Here is a 13,529-nt window from a genome sequence, read left to right as displayed (position 1 = left end):
ACGGCGACGTCGTCGATGGCCTCGGGGCGCTCGTGGAGCAGCACCACGCGCGCGTCCCAGGCCTCGATCTCGCTCGCGGCCTGCTCGCTCATGCCCTGGCTGACCAGGATCAGTCCGGAGACCCGCATGCCGAGGAAGGCGCGGAGGTAATGGATCTCGCGCTCGGTGCGGTAGTCGGAGTTCCCGACGAGGACCATCTTCCCGCGCTCGGCGGCGGCCTGTTCGACCGCGTGCGCCATCTCCGCGAAGAAGGGCTGGCGCGCGTCGGGGACGACCATGCCTATGAGGTCGGTGCGGCGGGACGCCATGGCCTGGGCGACCCGGTCGGGCCGGTACCCCAGCTCCTTGATGGCGGCGAGGACACGCTCGCGCGTGGCCGGGGCGACCGGCCGGGGTCCGTTGTTGATGACGTAACTCACGACCGCGGTCGAAGTACCCGCCAGTCGCGCTACGTCATCCCGCGTCACCTTGGCCACGCGCGGCAGTCTACGCGGGGTGACCTACCTCCCGGCAGGCCGTACTGTGGCGTCCGCCACATCGGGGTCGCCCGACGGGGTGATGGCAGGCGTGGCGGCCTTGACCCCGGAAGCCCCGCGGCCTCCTTCTTCGCCGGTCCTCCGGGCCCGCGCCTCCTCCTTCGCGCGGGCCTCCTCGGCGGCCCGCTCGACCTTCTCCGGGGCGACGAACCGGTACCCGACGTTACGGACGGTGCCGATGAGGGACTCGTGCTCGGGCCCCAGCTTCGCCCGCAGCCGCCGCACGTGGACGTCGACCGTCCGGGTGCCGCCGAAGTAGTCGTACCCCCACACCTCCTGGAGGAGCTGCGCGCGCGTGAAGACCCGGCCCGGGTGCTGGGCCAGGTACTTCAGGAGTTCGAACTCCTTGAAGGTGAGGTCGAGGACCCGGCCCTTGAGCTTGGCGCTGTACGTGGCCTCGTCCACCGACAGGTCACCGTTGCGGATCTCCATCGGGGAGTCGTCGGCGACGATCTGCTGGCGGCCGGTCGCCAGCCGCAGCCGCGCCTCGACCTCGGCGGGTCCCGCCGTGTCGAGGAGGACGTCGTCGATGCCCCAGTCGGCGGTGACGGCGGCGAGACCGCCCTCGGTGACGACCAGGATCAGGGGACAGCCCGGTCCGGTGGAGCGGAGCAGCTGGCAGAGGGAGCGGACCTGCGGGAGGTCGCGGCGGCCGTCGACGAGGATCACGTCGGCGCCGGGGGTGTCCACGAGGGCGGGGCCCTCGGCGGGGGCCACCCGGACGTTGTGCAGCAGCAGGCCGAGTGCGGGAAGCACCTCGGTCGACGGCTGGAGGGCATTGGTCAGGAGCAGCAGTGAACTCATCGCGCGCCACCTGCCCGGGTCGTCGCTGGGTCGTGCTTCGTGCACTCGCTCATCACGTCGGTTCCTCCTCGGTCCCTGCGAGGACGTGGCACTGCTTCGTACGGATCACTGCCGGCTCTCGCGCCCTGAGAGCTTTTGTTCACCCGGTCGTAACAACGGCCGGAAAACGCAAAAGGACCCGGGGGCTGCTTCGCCCGGATCCTCTGCCAGCAGAATAGCCCACATGACTTCCGCGGCAGAGGGCCGATTTCACATGGTGGATGTTTCCTCGCTCACTTCCGTCCATCACCGTGTGCCGCGCCGGGCGATGCTCCGTACGGAGGACGGCGTCCGGATCGAGGCGGTGTACACGCCCTCCCCGGCCGGTGTCACCGGCCCGGCGGTGACGGACAGGGCGGTGACGGACACGGCGGTCGTCCTGGCACACGGCTTCACCGGGTCCGCGGACCGGCCCTCCGTCCGCCGCGCCGCCCGGACCCTCGCCCGTCACGGGGCCGCCGCCGTCGTCACCTTCTCCTTCCGCGGCCACGGCGGCTCCGGAGGCCGTTCCACGGTCGGTGACCGCGAGGTGCTCGATCTGTCGGCGGCCGTCCGCTGGGCCCGTGAGCAGGGCCACGCGCGCGTGGCGACCGTCGGCTTCTCCATGGGCGGCTCGGTGGTGCTGCGCCAGGCGGCGCTCGACCGGGGGACGCCGGGCAGCCCGGACGCCGTGGCCGCCGTCTCCGCCCCCGCGCGCTGGTTCTACCGGGGCACCCCGGCCATGCGCCGGGTGCACTGGGTCATCACCCGTCCGGAGGGCCGGCTGGTGGGCCGTCTGGGTCTCGGCACCCGGATCGACCACCGGGCCTGGGACCCCGTCCCGCTCCCGCCGGTGGCGGCCGTACCCCTGATCGCGCCGACCCCGCTCCTGATCGTGCACGGCGACCGGGACCCGTACTTCCCGCTCGACCACCCCCGCGCGCTGGCCGCCGCCGGTGACGGCGCGGCGGAGCTGTGGCTGGAACCGGGCATGGGGCACGCGGAGAACGCGGCGGGCCCGGAGCTGCTGGCCCGCCTCGGGAACTGGCTCACGCGCGGATAGCCCATCATGGGGGGCGGCGCGCACACGAACGAAGGGAGCGCCGCTATGGCAGCGGGAACCATCCGCTACTGGGCCGCGGCCAAGGCCGCCGCCGGTGTCGCCGAGGAGCCGTACACCGCCGAGAACCTGGCGGAGGCGCTGGACGCGGCCCGCGCGAAGCACCCGGGCGAGCTCGTCCGGGTCCTCCGGCGCTGCTCGTTCCTGGTCGACGGCGACCCCGTCGGGACCCGGAGCCATGAGACGGTACGGCTTGCCGAGGGCGGCACGGTCGAGGTGCTCCCCCCGTTCGCAGGAGGGTGAACCCCAGAGCATGAGCAACGAGCAGCAGTACGACCCGTACGGGCGGGGTCACGGGTACGGGGCGGAGAACCCCGCCGAGGTCACCCAGACCTGGGAGGGCCAGACCTGGGACACCCAGTACCAGCCGGCGGTCCGCCCGCAGGACCCCGCACCGGCGCCGCCGGAGGCCCCCGCCGCGTACGGACCGGGCACCCCTGCCCCCGCCGCGTACGGACCGGGCACCCCTGCCCCCGCCGCGTACGGACCGGGCACCCCTGCCCCCGCCGCGTACGGACCGGGCACCCCTGCCCCGGCCTCGTACGGGACGCAGGCCCCGGCCTCGTACGACACGGCCCATCTGCCGCCGCAGCAGTACGGGCAGCCGCAGCCCGGGCAGGGGTACGTACCGCAGCCGTACGCGCAGCAGTACGAGCCGTATGCGGAGCCGTACCGGCAGGCGCAGGCCCCGTCGTTCCCGCAGCCGCAGGCCCACGCCCCCGGCCGGGCCCCCGACCAGCCGCCGTACGCGGAGGCGCCCGCCCAGCCCCCGGTGGAGGCCCCCGCGCCCGTCCCGGGGGCCGGGCCCGCCTACTCGGCGCCCACCACCTCGGGGAACCTGCGGGTCACCGACGCCCAGCGGGCCCGCGCCGAGGGCCGCTCGCCGGTGATCGAGCCGGGCATGCAGCCCGCCGCGCTCACGGCCGTCCTCTCCCTGCTCCTGGCCGGCGGCGCCGCCCTCGGCACGTACGGGCCGCTCGTCCCGCTCGTCCTGCTGCAGGGCCTCACCGCCGCCGGCTGGTTCCGGCTCAACGGCATGTGGCCGGCCCGGCAGGGCATCGCCCTCGCCTTCCTCGGCGGGCTCGTCTCCGACGCGGTGCTCCTCACCGCCGGCCGGGAGCACGCGGCCGCCGCGATCCTCGGCACCCTCGGCGTGTGGGTCCTGCTCTGCCTGGTCCTCCAGCTGCGCAGCCACGCCGATCCGGACGAGCGCGTGTACGGCCTGATGGCCACGGTCGCCTCGGCGGCCCTGACGATCGTCGCCACCGGGCACCTCGGCTCGGAGGCGGACGCGGTGACCGTCGGCGGGGTCGCCGTCGCCGTCGCCGTCCTGGCCCGTGCGCTGCCGCTGCCCGGTCCCGTCTCCCTGGTCGTCGCGCTGCTCGCCGCCGCGGGCGGCGGTGTCGCGGCCGGCGAGCTGACCGGCCTCGGCGCCTCCGGGGCGCTGCTCGGCCTGGCCGCCGGTGTGTGCGCCCTGATCGGCCTGCGGGTGGCCAGCTACGACTACCCCTCGCGGTTCGTGCACATGACGGCCGGGATCGCGCTGCCGCTCACGGCCGCGGCGCCCGCCGTCTACCTGCTGGGGCGCGCCCTGGTCTGACCGGCGCGGACGCCGGGTCCGCCCGGCCCCGGGAACCATTCGGCCCTCCGACACGTCGATCTTCGTGTCGGAGGGCCGTTTCGTTCACCAGTTCCACGTGCCCGCACTCATCGGCCCGCTCTCGTCGGCCTGACCCCAGGGGGACGCACAGCCCATGCGCGCACTGCGGATTCTGTTGATCGTGGCCGTCGTGCTGGGCGGAGCTCTCGTCGGGATCGACCGGCTCGCGGTGGCGTACGCCGAGTCGGAGGCGGCGAGCCGGGTGAAGCTCTCCGGCGCGGGGAGCGAGTCCCTGGAGATCGACATCAAGGGCTTCCCCTTCCTCACCCAGGTCGCGGACAAGCGGTTCGGGGAGGTCGAGGTGGTGGCGAGGGGTGTGCAGGCGACGGCGGGCAGCCGCCGGATCCGGATCGGTGAGCTCACCGCCGAGCTGCGGGACGTCACCGTGACCGGGGACTGGGCGGGCGCCAGGGCGGCGTCCGCGTCCGGCACGGCCCTGATCTCGTACGCCGATCTCTCGGCCGCCTCCGACCGCGAGGCGACCGTGGCCTACGGCGGCCCCGGCAAGGTGAAGGTCACGGGCGGCGTCAGCTTCATGGGCCGCACCCTCACCCGTACGGTCGTGTCCACCGTGACGGTCGTAGGCGGCGACACGATCCGCGTCCACGCCGACGAGGTGCCGGGCGAGGGCATCCCGGGCCTCGAGGAACTGGTGCGCACCCGCACCGACTTCGAGCGTCCGATCGGTCTCATCGCCGGCATGAAGGTGGAGAAGGTCGAGCCCCGCCCGGAGGGCCTCGCCGTCCTCGTGTCCGGCAAGGACATCGCCCTCGGGGGCTGATTCCGGCCTCCCGGATCACATGCTGAGACGCTGAGGTCCGTTCCGCAGAAGCGCAGGGAAAACGCCCGGTAAGGGCGCGCTCGAAGCCCTGGTCAGCAGCGTACGCGTCCCGCATGGTGGACGATCGCGTCTCGAAATATGACACGCCGGTGACACGGTCGCGTCTGCGTCCCTACGATCGTCGGCATGAAGCGACAGGCGGAACTCACGAAGCGGCGGGCAGTCGACCTGTGCCGCGTCGCCGCCATGCTCTGTCGCTCCGTCTGAGCGGGGCGCCGGACCCTCACCGGCTCCCGTATTCCTCAGGCCCTTCGACTCGAGTGTCGGGGCCACCCCCTGTGTAGCCGTACGCCGTCGTACGCACCCCACGACGCGTATCCGCACCACCCCGCACGACACCGCCGCACACTGCCCCGGAGGAGAAACAGCATGGCTCGCAGCGACGTCCTGGTCGACGCAGACTGGGTCGAGGCCAACCTCGACAACCCGAAGGTCGCCATCGTCGAGGTCGACGAGGACACCTCGGCCTACGAGAAGAACCACATCCGCAACGCCATCCGGATCGACTGGACGAAGGACCTGCAGGACCCGGTCCGCCGTGACTTCATCGACCAGGAGGGCTTCGAGAAGCTCCTCTCGGCCAGGGGCATCGCCAACGACACCACGGTCGTCCTCTACGGCGGCAACAACAACTGGTTCGCCTCCTACGCCTACTGGTACTTCAAGCTCTACGGCCACCAGGACGTGAAGCTCCTCGACGGCGGCCGCAAGAAGTGGGAGCTCGACTCCCGCGACCTGGTCGACGGCTCCGAGGTCCCGTCCCGCCCGGCGACCGAGTACAAGGCCAAGCCGCAGGACACCTCGATCCGCGCCTTCCGCGACGACGTCGTGGCCGCCATCGACGCCCAGAACCTGGTCGACGTCCGCTCGCCCGACGAGTTCTCCGGCAAGCTGCTCGCCCCGGCCCACCTCCCGCAGGAGCAGTCGCAGCGCCCGGGCCACGTGCCGAGCGCCCGCAACATCCCGTGGTCGAAGAACGCCAACGACGACGGCACCTTCAAGTCGGACGAGGAGCTCAAGGCCCTCTACGAGGAGGAGCAGGTCGACCTGGCGAAGGACACCATCGCCTACTGCCGCATCGGTGAGCGTTCCGCGCTGACCTGGTTCGTGCTGCACGAGCTCCTCGGTGTCGAGAACGTCAAGAACTACGACGGCTCGTGGACCGAGTACGGCTCCCTCGTCGGCGTGCCGATCGAGCTCGGCGCCAACAAGTAATCCGGTCGCGCGACCGACACCCCTCCCCAGGACAGGACAGAGAACATGTGTGGAGCTCAGATCGGCGGCCCCGACGTCAGCACGCTCAAGCCGGGTGAGACGGCCATCCAGGGCCAGGTGACCAAGGACGGCGAGCCCGTCACCGGTTACGTGCGCCTGCTCGACGGCTCGGGCGAGTTCACCGCCGAGGTCCCGACCTCGGCGACCGGACAGTTCCGCTTCTACGCGGCGGCCGGCGAGTGGACCCTGCGGGCCCTCGTCCCGGGCGCCCAGGCGGACCGCAAGGTCGTCGTCACCGAGGCGGGCAGCCTCACGGACGTGGCCATCGCGGTCTGACCCGCGACCATCGAACGGCCGGAGGGCCGTGCCTCCTGGGGGGTTGGACGCCATCACCAGGACTGAGAGGCACGGCCCTCCGGTCTGCCCGCGTACGTCCGCCCGCGGCCGGCCGGAGCGGCACCGTTCCGGCGGGCCCCGGCCGGACGTACGCTGAAGGTGTGTACGCCCGGCGCCGCCGCGTCTACTTCTGGCTGATGGGTGCCTGCCTGCTGCTGTTCGTGGGCGCCTGGGCCGTCGTACGCCTCTTCTCGACCCCCGTCGCCGTCGGCATGTGCGTCGTCGCCATGGTCATCCCCCCGGTCGCCGCGATGATCGCGAACCGCCGGGGCCCCGACGACCGCTGGTGGGACGATCCCTCCGGCGACCCGCAGTCGGACGCCTGGTGGGACGAGCTCGACGGCCGCCGGCGCCGCGGGGACCGGTGAGACGGGCCCGGAGCCTCAGTAGACGAGCGCCTGCGTCCCGTCCGCCAGGGCCTCCTGCACGAACACCTGCGCCCCCGCGATCCGCACGCCCTCCAGGACGTCCTTCTCCGTGATCTCCCGCCGCGCCGCGCACTGCGTGCAGAGCGTGATCCGCCCGGCCGCCAGGATCGAGTCGATCAGATCGGGCAGCGGCGCCGCGTGCGGCAGCTCGAACTCAGCCGCCCGCCCCGGCAGCGCGAACCACGACGACTCGCCGGTCAGCCAGAGCGACACCTCCACCCCGCTCGCCACGGCGACGGCGGCCACCGTGAAGGCCTGGGAGCAGCGTTCGGGGGCGTCGGCCCCGGCGGTCACCTTGATCACGAGCTTCTTCGCCATAGGCCGAACTGTAACGGGCACCCGTCCGGCCCGGCCGGACCGGACGGGGAGCGGCGGGACACCGCTTGGACACACCTCACAGAGTGGGCCCGGCCCCCGCCCACTAAGCTGGGGTCCGGCCCGATCCGCCTTCACCGCTCAGCCGAGGAGCACCCCGTGATCATTTTGTTCGAAGCTCTGCTCGTCCTGGTCTGCGTCGGCGTGCTCGCCTTCGCCGGGCTGACCGTGAAGAAGCTGTACCAGGGCCAGCGGTAATCCCACCGAGAGAACCTCAGAGCTGCTCATGATCGAGATCCCGTCCGACCTCAACCCCGGCCTCGTGCCCCTCGCCTTCCTGCTCGGGACGTGGGAAGGCGCGGGTGTCTCCGACTTCCCCGGCGCCGAGAAGTGCAACTTCGGCCAGTCCGTGACGTTCAGCCACGACGGCCGGGACTTCATCGAGTACCGCTCGCACTCCTGGGTCCTGGACAACGAGGGCAACAAGGTCCGCCCGCTGGAGAGCGAGAGCGGCTACTGGCGGATCGACAAGGACCGCAAGGTCGAGGTCGTCATGGTCCGTGACCAGGGCGTCGTCGAGATCTGGTACGGCGAGCTCGCCGACCAGAAGCCGCAGATCGACCTGGCGACGGACGCCGTGGCCCGCACCGCGGCCTCCGGCCCGTACAGCGGGGGCAAGCGGCTGTACGGCTACGTCAAGAGCGACCTCATGTGGGTCGGCGAGAAGGCGACCCCCGAGGTCCCGCTGCGCCCCTACATGTCGGCGCACCTCAAGAAGGTCGTCACCCCGGAAGAGGTCGCCGAGATGGCGCGCAACCTCCCCGACATGCCCGACGACGGCATCGCCTTCTTCCGCTAGACCGCTCGACCGCAGAGGGCCGCGCACCACGCCCTCCTACACTGGGGGGCGTGGTGACCACCGACTGGAAAAGCGACCTGCGGCAGCGCGGCTACCGGCTGACGCCGCAGCGCCAGCTCGTCCTGGAAGCCGTGGACGCGCTGGAGCACGCGACGCCCGACGACATCCTCGGTGAGGTGCGCAAGACCGCCTCCGGGGTGAACATCTCCACCGTCTACCGGACCCTGGAGCTCCTGGAGGAGCTGGGGCTCGTCAGCCACGCCCACCTGGGCCACGGCGCTCCCACCTACCACCTCGCCGACCGGCACCACCATCTGCACCTGGTCTGCCGGGACTGCGCCGAGGTCATCGAGGCCGACGTGGAGGTGGCGGCCGAGTTCACCGGCAAGCTCCGCGAGACCTTCGGCTTCGAGACCGACATGAAGCACTTCGCGATCTTCGGGCGCTGCCGGGACTGCGCGGCGAAGGCGGACGGCGAGGGGAGCGACGGGGGCGAGGGGAGCGGGACGGCGAAGGACACCGCGGCCGAGTCGTAGGCTCTGCTGTATGAAGAGTCCTCTGCTGTCCCTGCCCGGCGCCGTCCCCGCCGAAGGCCGTGACGAAGGCGTCGCCGCCCACTACGGCGACCTGTTCCGCGAGCAGCGTGCCCTCGCCGACGGCACCGGATTCGTCGACCTCTCCCACCGGGGCGTCGTCACCGTCTCCGGCGACGACCGGCTGAGCTGGCTGCACCTCCTCCTCACCCAGCACGTCAGCGAGCTGCCGCCGGGCCGGGCCACCGAGGCGCTGATCCTCTCCGCCAACGGACACATCGAGCACGCCCTCTACCTCGTCGACGACGGCGAGACGGTGTGGGCGCACGTGGAGCCGGGCACCCAGGGCGAGCTGATCGCCTACCTGGAGTCCATGAAGTTCTTCTACCGGGTCGAGGTCGCCGACCGGACGGACGAGACCGCCGTCGTCCACCTGCCGGCCGGTTCGGTCGCCGAGGTGCCCGAGGGCGTGGCCGTACGGGAGACCGCGTACGGCAGGGACGTCTTCCTGCCCCGCGCCGGCCTGGAGGCCTTCGCCGCCGAGCACGGCCCGGCCGCCGGCATCCTCGCGTACGAGGCGCTGCGCGTGGAAGGGCACCGGCCGCGGCTCGGCTTCGAGACCGACCACCGCACCATCCCGCACGAGATCGGCCTCATCGGCAGCGCCGTGCACCTCCAGAAGGGCTGTTACCGGGGGCAGGAGACGGTCGCCCGGGTGCAGAACCTCGGGAAGCCGCCGCGCCGCCTGGTCTTCCTGCACCTGGACGGCAGCGAGGTGCTGCTGCCCGCGCCCGGCACGCCCGTACGGCTGGCCGCCGACGGCCCCGAGGGGCGACAGCTCGGCTTCGTCACGAGCGCCGTCCGCCACCACGAGCTGGGCCCCATCGCCCTGGCCCTGGTCAAGCGGAACGTACCGGTCGACGCGCCGCTGGTCGTGGGGACCACGGCGGCGGCGCAGGAGACCGTCGTCGAGCCCTGAGCCGCCCGGGGCCCGGACCTCCAGCAGCGTCCTCCCCGGGTTCAGACCTCCAGAAGCACCGTGAACGGGCCGTGGTTCGTGAGCGAGACGCGCATGTCCGCTCCGAAGCGGCCCGTCTCCACGTGCGCGCCCAGGTCGCGCAGCCGGGCCACCACCTCGTCCACGAGCGGCTCGGCGACGGGGCCGGGGGCGGCGGCGTTCCAGGTGGGCCGGCGGCCCTTGCGGGCGTCTCCGTAGAGGGTGAACTGGGAGATCACGAGGAGCGGGGCGTTCACGTCGGAGCAGGACTTCTCGCCCTCCAATACCCGGACGGACCAGAGTTTTCTGGCCAATTGGGCGGCCTTTTCCGGCGTGTCGTCATGGGTCACCCCGACCAGGACGCACAGCCCCTCACCGGTGATCTCACCCACCGTCTCCCCTGCGACGACGACGCTCGCACCGTCCACCCTCTGCACCACCGCTCTCATGCGCACCAACCTACCGACTGACATGGGGAGGGCCGAACGGGTGCAGAGCGACTGCACCGCCCCGGGTGCGGGTGGCACGATGCGTGTCAGGCGGTGCGCCCCCGCACCGGTCGAGGGGACGATTCTCATGAGTGCACCTGGCAGCGGGCCGATGTCGTCCGGTCCCGTACCGCTGACCCGCGTCGGCGGTTCCTCCGTCGTACGGCCGCCCGCGCAGCGCGGTGCCGAGCCGGCACCGCCGGACGGGGCGGGGCGGCCGGACCTCGGCACGCTCCGGCTGCCGGAGCTGCGGGCGCTGCGCCGCGAGGCGCAGGGCGACGAGGCCGATCTCAGCTATGTGCGGAGGATGCTCCAGGGCCGGATCGACATCCTGCGGGCGGAGCTGGCGCGGCGCGCCGATCCGGAGGCGCCGGGCCGGCGCGCGGACCCCGAGGCCCCGGTGCTCGACCGGCTCTCCGAGATCCTGGCCGACGTGCCGTCCCGGCACCGCAGTTCCGCCCGGCACGTCACGCTGTCGACGCCCCGGGGCGAGGAGTACCGGCGGCTCGCGGCCGAGATGCTGTCGGAGGTCGAGCTGTCGGACCTGTCGGCGCGGACGGACGAGGAACTGCACGCGGCGATGGGCCGGCTGGCCGGGTACGAGCAGCAGATCTCCCGCCGCCGGCAGTCCCTCCAGCGGACCGCCGACGACTGCGGGGCCGAGATCGCCCGCCGCTACCGGGAGGGCGAGGCCCAGGTCGACGACCTGCTGGCGTGAGGCGGGGGTGAGGCCTCGGCTTCCCCGGGAAGCCCGGGCCCGGCGCTCGGCCCCCGTGGGCGGGCGGAAACTCGGGTGCGGGGCCGTCCGGGCGTTTCGTAGGGTCAAGGGATGACTGTCGACGTACGCGCCGTGACGGAATCCGAGTATCCCGACTGGGTGCGGGCCCTGCACACCGGATTCCTGCGGCCCCCCGTGGTGTCCGAGGAGCTGGTCGCGGACCGGCTGCCGCACGTCGACCTCGGCCGGACACTGGGGGCGTTCGACCGGGGCCGTACCGTCGCCACCCTCCGCTCCTTCCGGCAGGAGGTCAGCACGGTCGGCGGCGGCTCCCTCACCGCCGACGCGATCACCCAGGTCACCGTCTCCCCGACACACCGGCGCCAGGGCCTGCTGAGCCGGATGATGAGCGCCGACCTGGCGGCGGCGCGGGAGCGGGGTGACGCGATCGCCACCCTGATCGCCGCCGAGTACCCGATCTACGGGCGGTTCGGCTTCGGCCCGGCGAGCTGGACCACCGAATGGAGCGTGGAGGTGCGCCGGGCCGGGCTCGACCCGCGCCGTACCGGCCGCCCGGAGGACGGGGGCCGGATCGAGCTCTCCGACGGCGAGGAGATCCGGAAGATCGGCCCCGGGGTGCACCGCCGGCTCGCCGCCGTCCGGGCCGGGGTCACCGACCGCACGCCGCGCGGGTGGGACGTGGGCACCGGTCTCGGACACCATCTGGATCCGTGGACGGAGCCGTTCTACGCGGTGTACCGGTCGGCTTCCGGTGAGGTCGAGGGCTATGCCGCCTACACCGCCGACGACAAGTGGGGCGACGGCAAGCAGCCGTCCAACACCGCGTCCGTGAGCGACCTGATCGCGGTGACGCCGGCCGCCGAGCGCGCCCTGTGGAGGTACCTCTGCTCCCTCGACTGGGTGGCCACCGTCCGTTCCGGTCACCGGGCGCCCGACGACCCGCTGCCCCTGCTGCTGCCCGACCCGAGGGCGGCGCGGATCCTGACGCACGCGGACATGCTGTGGGTGCGGGTCCTGGACGTCGTCCGGGTCCTGGAGGGGCGGACGTACCCGGTCACGGAGAGCCTGGTGATCGAGGTGCGGGACGGGGACGGGTTCGCGGGCGGGCGCTACCGGCTCGACGCCTCGCCCGAGGGCGCCGACTGCGTCCGTACGAGCGCCGGACCCGCCGACCTCGCGCTCGACGTGGCCGGGCTCGGGCCCCTGGCCTGGGGTGACGAGTCGGCCGTCCGGCTCGCCCGGCTCGGGCGGGTCGAGGAGCTGACGCCGGGCGCCGCCCGGCGCGCCGAGCTGCTGTTCCGTACCCCATTGCGGCCGTTCTCGCCCGACATCTTCTGAGGGGTCCCTCCGGGGCGGGGGCCCGTCAGCGGGTCCTGAGGCGGAAGAGGAAGCCGGAGGAGGCGAGCGCCAGGGCCAGGAGTCCGGCGCACCAGGCCAGCGCGATCCAGGGGTCCGCGCCCACCGGCCGGTCCAGGAGCAGACCGCGCATCGACTCGATGAGCGGCGTCACCGGTTGGTGCGCGGCGAAGCCGTGCAGCCAGCCGGGCATCGTGTCGATGGGCACGAACGCGCTGCTGGGATACGGCAGGAACATCATCACGAAGGTGACCGCGCCGGCCGCCTCGGGCGTCCTGGTGAGCAGGCCCGCCGCCGCCGACAGCCAGGAGACGGCCGTGAGGAAGGCGAGCAGCAGGCCGATCGCCGCGAGCCCGCCCGCCGGGGTGGCCTCGGGCCGGAACCCGGTGAGGAAGGCGACGCCGAACACCAGGGCGGTGGCGAGGGCGTTGCGGGCGACGGCGGCGACGACGTGCCCGGCGAGGAACGGGACGCCGCCGACGTCGAGGGTGCGGAAGCGGTCCACGACGCCGCGCTTCATGTCCTCGCTGACGGAGACGGCGGTGCTCGCCGCGCCGAAGCCGGCGCAGAGGACGAGGACGCCGGGGACGACGTAGGTGACGTACCGGGTGCCGGTGTCGATGGCTCCGCCGAAGAGGTGGACGAAGACCAGCATCAGCAGGACCGGCAGCATGACCGAGGTGAGCAGGGCGTCGACGGTGCGGCGGCCGAGGCGGATGCCGCGGCCCGCGAGGGTCGCGGTGGCGGTCAGCGGCCTGGCGCCGAGGGTGTCAGGCAGGGACATGGCCGGTCTCCTGGTCGGGGTCGGGGGTGTGCGCGTGCGGTGCGGGGCCGGCCGGGCCGGCCGTGCCGGGGTCCGCCGACGTGAGGCGGAGGAAGACGTCGTCGAGCGTGGCGGTGTGCAGGCCGAAGCGTTCGATGTCCCGCCGCCCGGGGTCGAGTTCGTCGAGCAGGGCCCGGACGTGCGCGGCGCTGCCGTCGGTGGCGACGCCGAGGGTGAGGGTCGCCGGGTCGCGGGTGACGGCCCGGCCGCTCAGCCGCAGGTAGGCGCTCCGGTCGCGCAGGACCAGGTCGAGGCGGTGGGCGCCCCAGCGGGTCTTGAGCGCGGCGGGGGTGCCTGCGGCGAGGAGGCGGCCCTTTCCGAGGACGGCGACGCGGTCGGCGAGCCGGTCGGCCTCCTCCAGGTACTGGGTGGTGAGGAAGACGGTGGCGCCGTGGCCGGAG

At 73.1% G+C, this 13,529-nt stretch carries 18 protein-coding genes and 1 pseudogene; 13 read left to right on the top strand and 6 right to left on the bottom strand.

Annotated elements, in window-relative coordinates; all coding sequences use genetic code 11:
- Both RIF68_RS10625 and RIF68_RS10620 read right to left on the bottom strand, forming a co-directional pair.
- The coding region (locus RIF68_RS10625; RefSeq protein ID WP_309050919.1) for a LacI family DNA-binding transcriptional regulator at positions 1-476 on the bottom strand (476 nt) is incomplete at its 3' end.
- A gap of 24 nt (positions 477-500) precedes the next feature.
- Positions 501-1,340 (bottom strand): response regulator transcription factor, encoded by an 840-nt coding sequence (locus tag RIF68_RS10620; protein ID WP_309050918.1) that lies wholly within the window; start codon positions 1,338-1,340, stop codon positions 501-503.
- A 223-nt stretch (positions 1,341-1,563) separates the two neighbouring features.
- On the opposite strand from RIF68_RS10620, the gene RIF68_RS10615 reads away from it, so the two are divergent.
- The 8 genes from RIF68_RS10615 (at position 1,564) to RIF68_RS10585 (ending at position 6,958) form a co-directional block, all read left to right on the top strand.
- Positions 1,564-2,421 (top strand): alpha/beta fold hydrolase, encoded by an 858-nt coding sequence (locus tag RIF68_RS10615; protein WP_309050917.1) that lies wholly within the window; start codon positions 1,564-1,566, stop codon positions 2,419-2,421.
- 45 nt (positions 2,422-2,466) lie between these two features.
- The gene (locus RIF68_RS10610) at positions 2,467-2,721 is read left to right on the top strand and encodes a MoaD/ThiS family protein (RefSeq protein WP_309050916.1); all 255 of its coding nucleotides are present in this window, start codon (positions 2,467-2,469) and stop codon (positions 2,719-2,721) included.
- Positions 2,722-2,731: 10 nt separating this feature from the next.
- Positions 2,732-4,078, top strand: coding sequence for a hypothetical protein (locus RIF68_RS10605; protein WP_309050915.1), 1,347 nt, complete (start codon positions 2,732-2,734; stop codon positions 4,076-4,078).
- Positions 4,079-4,232: 154 nt separating this feature from the next.
- On the top strand, positions 4,233-4,919 hold the full coding sequence (locus RIF68_RS10600) for a DUF2993 domain-containing protein (RefSeq protein WP_309050914.1): 687 nt from the start codon (positions 4,233-4,235) through the stop codon (positions 4,917-4,919).
- A gap of 186 nt (positions 4,920-5,105) precedes the next feature.
- Entirely contained in the window at positions 5,106-5,186 is an 81-nt protein-coding gene (locus RIF68_RS36475) for an Ms5788A family Cys-rich leader peptide (RefSeq protein WP_352021666.1), read from the top strand.
- A gap of 162 nt (positions 5,187-5,348) precedes the next feature.
- On the top strand, positions 5,349-6,194 hold the full coding sequence (locus tag RIF68_RS10595) for a sulfurtransferase (protein WP_309050913.1): 846 nt from the start codon (positions 5,349-5,351) through the stop codon (positions 6,192-6,194).
- A gap of 45 nt (positions 6,195-6,239) precedes the next feature.
- A complete protein-coding gene (locus RIF68_RS10590) occupies positions 6,240-6,530 on the top strand; it encodes a DUF1416 domain-containing protein (RefSeq protein WP_309050912.1) in 291 nt (96 codons plus the stop codon).
- 161 nt (positions 6,531-6,691) lie between these two features.
- The gene (locus tag RIF68_RS10585) at positions 6,692-6,958 is read left to right on the top strand and encodes a DUF3099 domain-containing protein (RefSeq protein WP_309050911.1); all 267 of its coding nucleotides are present in this window, start codon (positions 6,692-6,694) and stop codon (positions 6,956-6,958) included.
- Positions 6,959-6,973: 15 nt separating this feature from the next.
- Here the strand turns inward: RIF68_RS10585 and RIF68_RS10580 are convergent, their stop codons facing one another.
- Positions 6,974-7,336, bottom strand: a complete 363-nt coding sequence (locus RIF68_RS10580; RefSeq protein ID WP_143630899.1) for a DsrE family protein — start codon at positions 7,334-7,336, stop codon at positions 6,974-6,976.
- Between the two features lie 283 nt (positions 7,337-7,619).
- Between RIF68_RS10580 and RIF68_RS10575 the strand changes: the two genes are divergently transcribed.
- From RIF68_RS10575 to RIF68_RS10565, 3 genes are read left to right on the top strand one after another with little or no spacing between them, the layout of a single operon-like run.
- Positions 7,620-8,192 (top strand): FABP family protein, encoded by a 573-nt coding sequence (locus RIF68_RS10575; RefSeq protein ID WP_309050910.1) that lies wholly within the window; start codon positions 7,620-7,622, stop codon positions 8,190-8,192.
- Positions 8,193-8,242: 50 nt separating this feature from the next.
- Complete coding sequence (locus tag RIF68_RS10570; protein ID WP_309050909.1) at positions 8,243-8,728, top strand: transcriptional repressor; 486 nt, start codon at positions 8,243-8,245, stop codon at positions 8,726-8,728.
- 10 nt (positions 8,729-8,738) lie between these two features.
- Entirely contained in the window at positions 8,739-9,704 is a 966-nt protein-coding gene (locus RIF68_RS10565) for a glycine cleavage T C-terminal barrel domain-containing protein (protein WP_309050908.1), read from the top strand.
- A gap of 41 nt (positions 9,705-9,745) precedes the next feature.
- On the opposite strand, the gene dtd is transcribed toward RIF68_RS10565, so the two are convergent.
- Entirely contained in the window at positions 9,746-10,171 is a 426-nt protein-coding gene (gene dtd, locus RIF68_RS10560; protein ID WP_309050907.1) for a D-aminoacyl-tRNA deacylase, read from the bottom strand.
- A 127-nt stretch (positions 10,172-10,298) separates the two neighbouring features.
- Here dtd and RIF68_RS10555 point away from each other — a divergent pair, with 127 nt between their 5' ends.
- Together RIF68_RS10555 and RIF68_RS10550 are read left to right on the top strand one after the other, a co-directional pair.
- Positions 10,299-10,928, top strand: coding sequence for an ABC transporter substrate-binding protein (locus RIF68_RS10555; RefSeq protein WP_309050906.1), 630 nt, complete (start codon positions 10,299-10,301; stop codon positions 10,926-10,928).
- A gap of 111 nt (positions 10,929-11,039) precedes the next feature.
- Positions 11,040-12,287 (top strand): GNAT family N-acetyltransferase, encoded by a 1,248-nt coding sequence (locus RIF68_RS10550; protein WP_309050905.1) that lies wholly within the window; start codon positions 11,040-11,042, stop codon positions 12,285-12,287.
- A 25-nt stretch (positions 12,288-12,312) separates the two neighbouring features.
- Here RIF68_RS10550 and RIF68_RS10545 read toward each other — a convergent pair whose 3' ends face one another.
- Positions 12,313-13,089 carry an ABC transporter permease gene (locus RIF68_RS10545; RefSeq protein WP_309050904.1) on the bottom strand — a complete coding sequence of 259 codons (777 nt, stop codon included), beginning with the start codon at positions 13,087-13,089 and terminating at the stop codon, positions 12,313-12,315.
- Positions 13,076-13,529 (bottom strand): annotated as a pseudogene (locus RIF68_RS10540) (ABC transporter); the annotation flags it as partial. The pseudogene RIF68_RS10540 and the gene RIF68_RS10545, both read right to left, overlap by 14 nt.

Origin of the sequence: Streptomyces sp. (assembly GCF_031178505.1) — a bacterium.
GTDB classification, from domain to species: domain Bacteria; phylum Actinomycetota; class Actinomycetes; order Streptomycetales; family Streptomycetaceae; genus Streptomyces; species Streptomyces gulbargensis.
The sequence above is the reverse complement of the archived record's forward strand: the minus strand, read 5'-3'. Positions and strand labels throughout refer to the sequence as shown.

Coding starts and splice junctions, on each gene's coding strand:
- RIF68_RS10620 (WP_309050918.1), bottom strand. CDS start 1,340: ATGAGTTCACTGCTGCTCCTGACCAATGCCCTCCAGCCGTCGACCGAG.
- RIF68_RS10615 (WP_309050917.1), top strand. CDS start 1,564: ATGACTTCCGCGGCAGAGGGCCGATTTCACATGGTGGATGTTTCCTCG.
- RIF68_RS10610 (WP_309050916.1), top strand. CDS start 2,467: ATGGCAGCGGGAACCATCCGCTACTGGGCCGCGGCCAAGGCCGCCGCC.
- RIF68_RS10605 (WP_309050915.1), top strand. CDS start 2,732: ATGAGCAACGAGCAGCAGTACGACCCGTACGGGCGGGGTCACGGGTAC.
- RIF68_RS10600 (WP_309050914.1), top strand. CDS start 4,233: ATGCGCGCACTGCGGATTCTGTTGATCGTGGCCGTCGTGCTGGGCGGA.
- RIF68_RS36475 (WP_352021666.1), top strand. CDS start 5,106: ATGAAGCGACAGGCGGAACTCACGAAGCGGCGGGCAGTCGACCTGTGC.
- RIF68_RS10595 (WP_309050913.1), top strand. CDS start 5,349: ATGGCTCGCAGCGACGTCCTGGTCGACGCAGACTGGGTCGAGGCCAAC.
- RIF68_RS10590 (WP_309050912.1), top strand. CDS start 6,240: ATGTGTGGAGCTCAGATCGGCGGCCCCGACGTCAGCACGCTCAAGCCG.
- RIF68_RS10580 (WP_143630899.1), bottom strand. CDS start 7,336: ATGGCGAAGAAGCTCGTGATCAAGGTGACCGCCGGGGCCGACGCCCCC.
- RIF68_RS10575 (WP_309050910.1), top strand. CDS start 7,620: ATGATCGAGATCCCGTCCGACCTCAACCCCGGCCTCGTGCCCCTCGCC.
- RIF68_RS10565 (WP_309050908.1), top strand. CDS start 8,739: ATGAAGAGTCCTCTGCTGTCCCTGCCCGGCGCCGTCCCCGCCGAAGGC.
- dtd (WP_309050907.1), bottom strand. CDS start 10,171: ATGAGAGCGGTGGTGCAGAGGGTGGACGGTGCGAGCGTCGTCGTCGCA.
- RIF68_RS10555 (WP_309050906.1), top strand. CDS start 10,299: ATGAGTGCACCTGGCAGCGGGCCGATGTCGTCCGGTCCCGTACCGCTG.
- RIF68_RS10550 (WP_309050905.1), top strand. CDS start 11,040: ATGACTGTCGACGTACGCGCCGTGACGGAATCCGAGTATCCCGACTGG.
- RIF68_RS10545 (WP_309050904.1), bottom strand. CDS start 13,089: ATGTCCCTGCCTGACACCCTCGGCGCCAGGCCGCTGACCGCCACCGCG.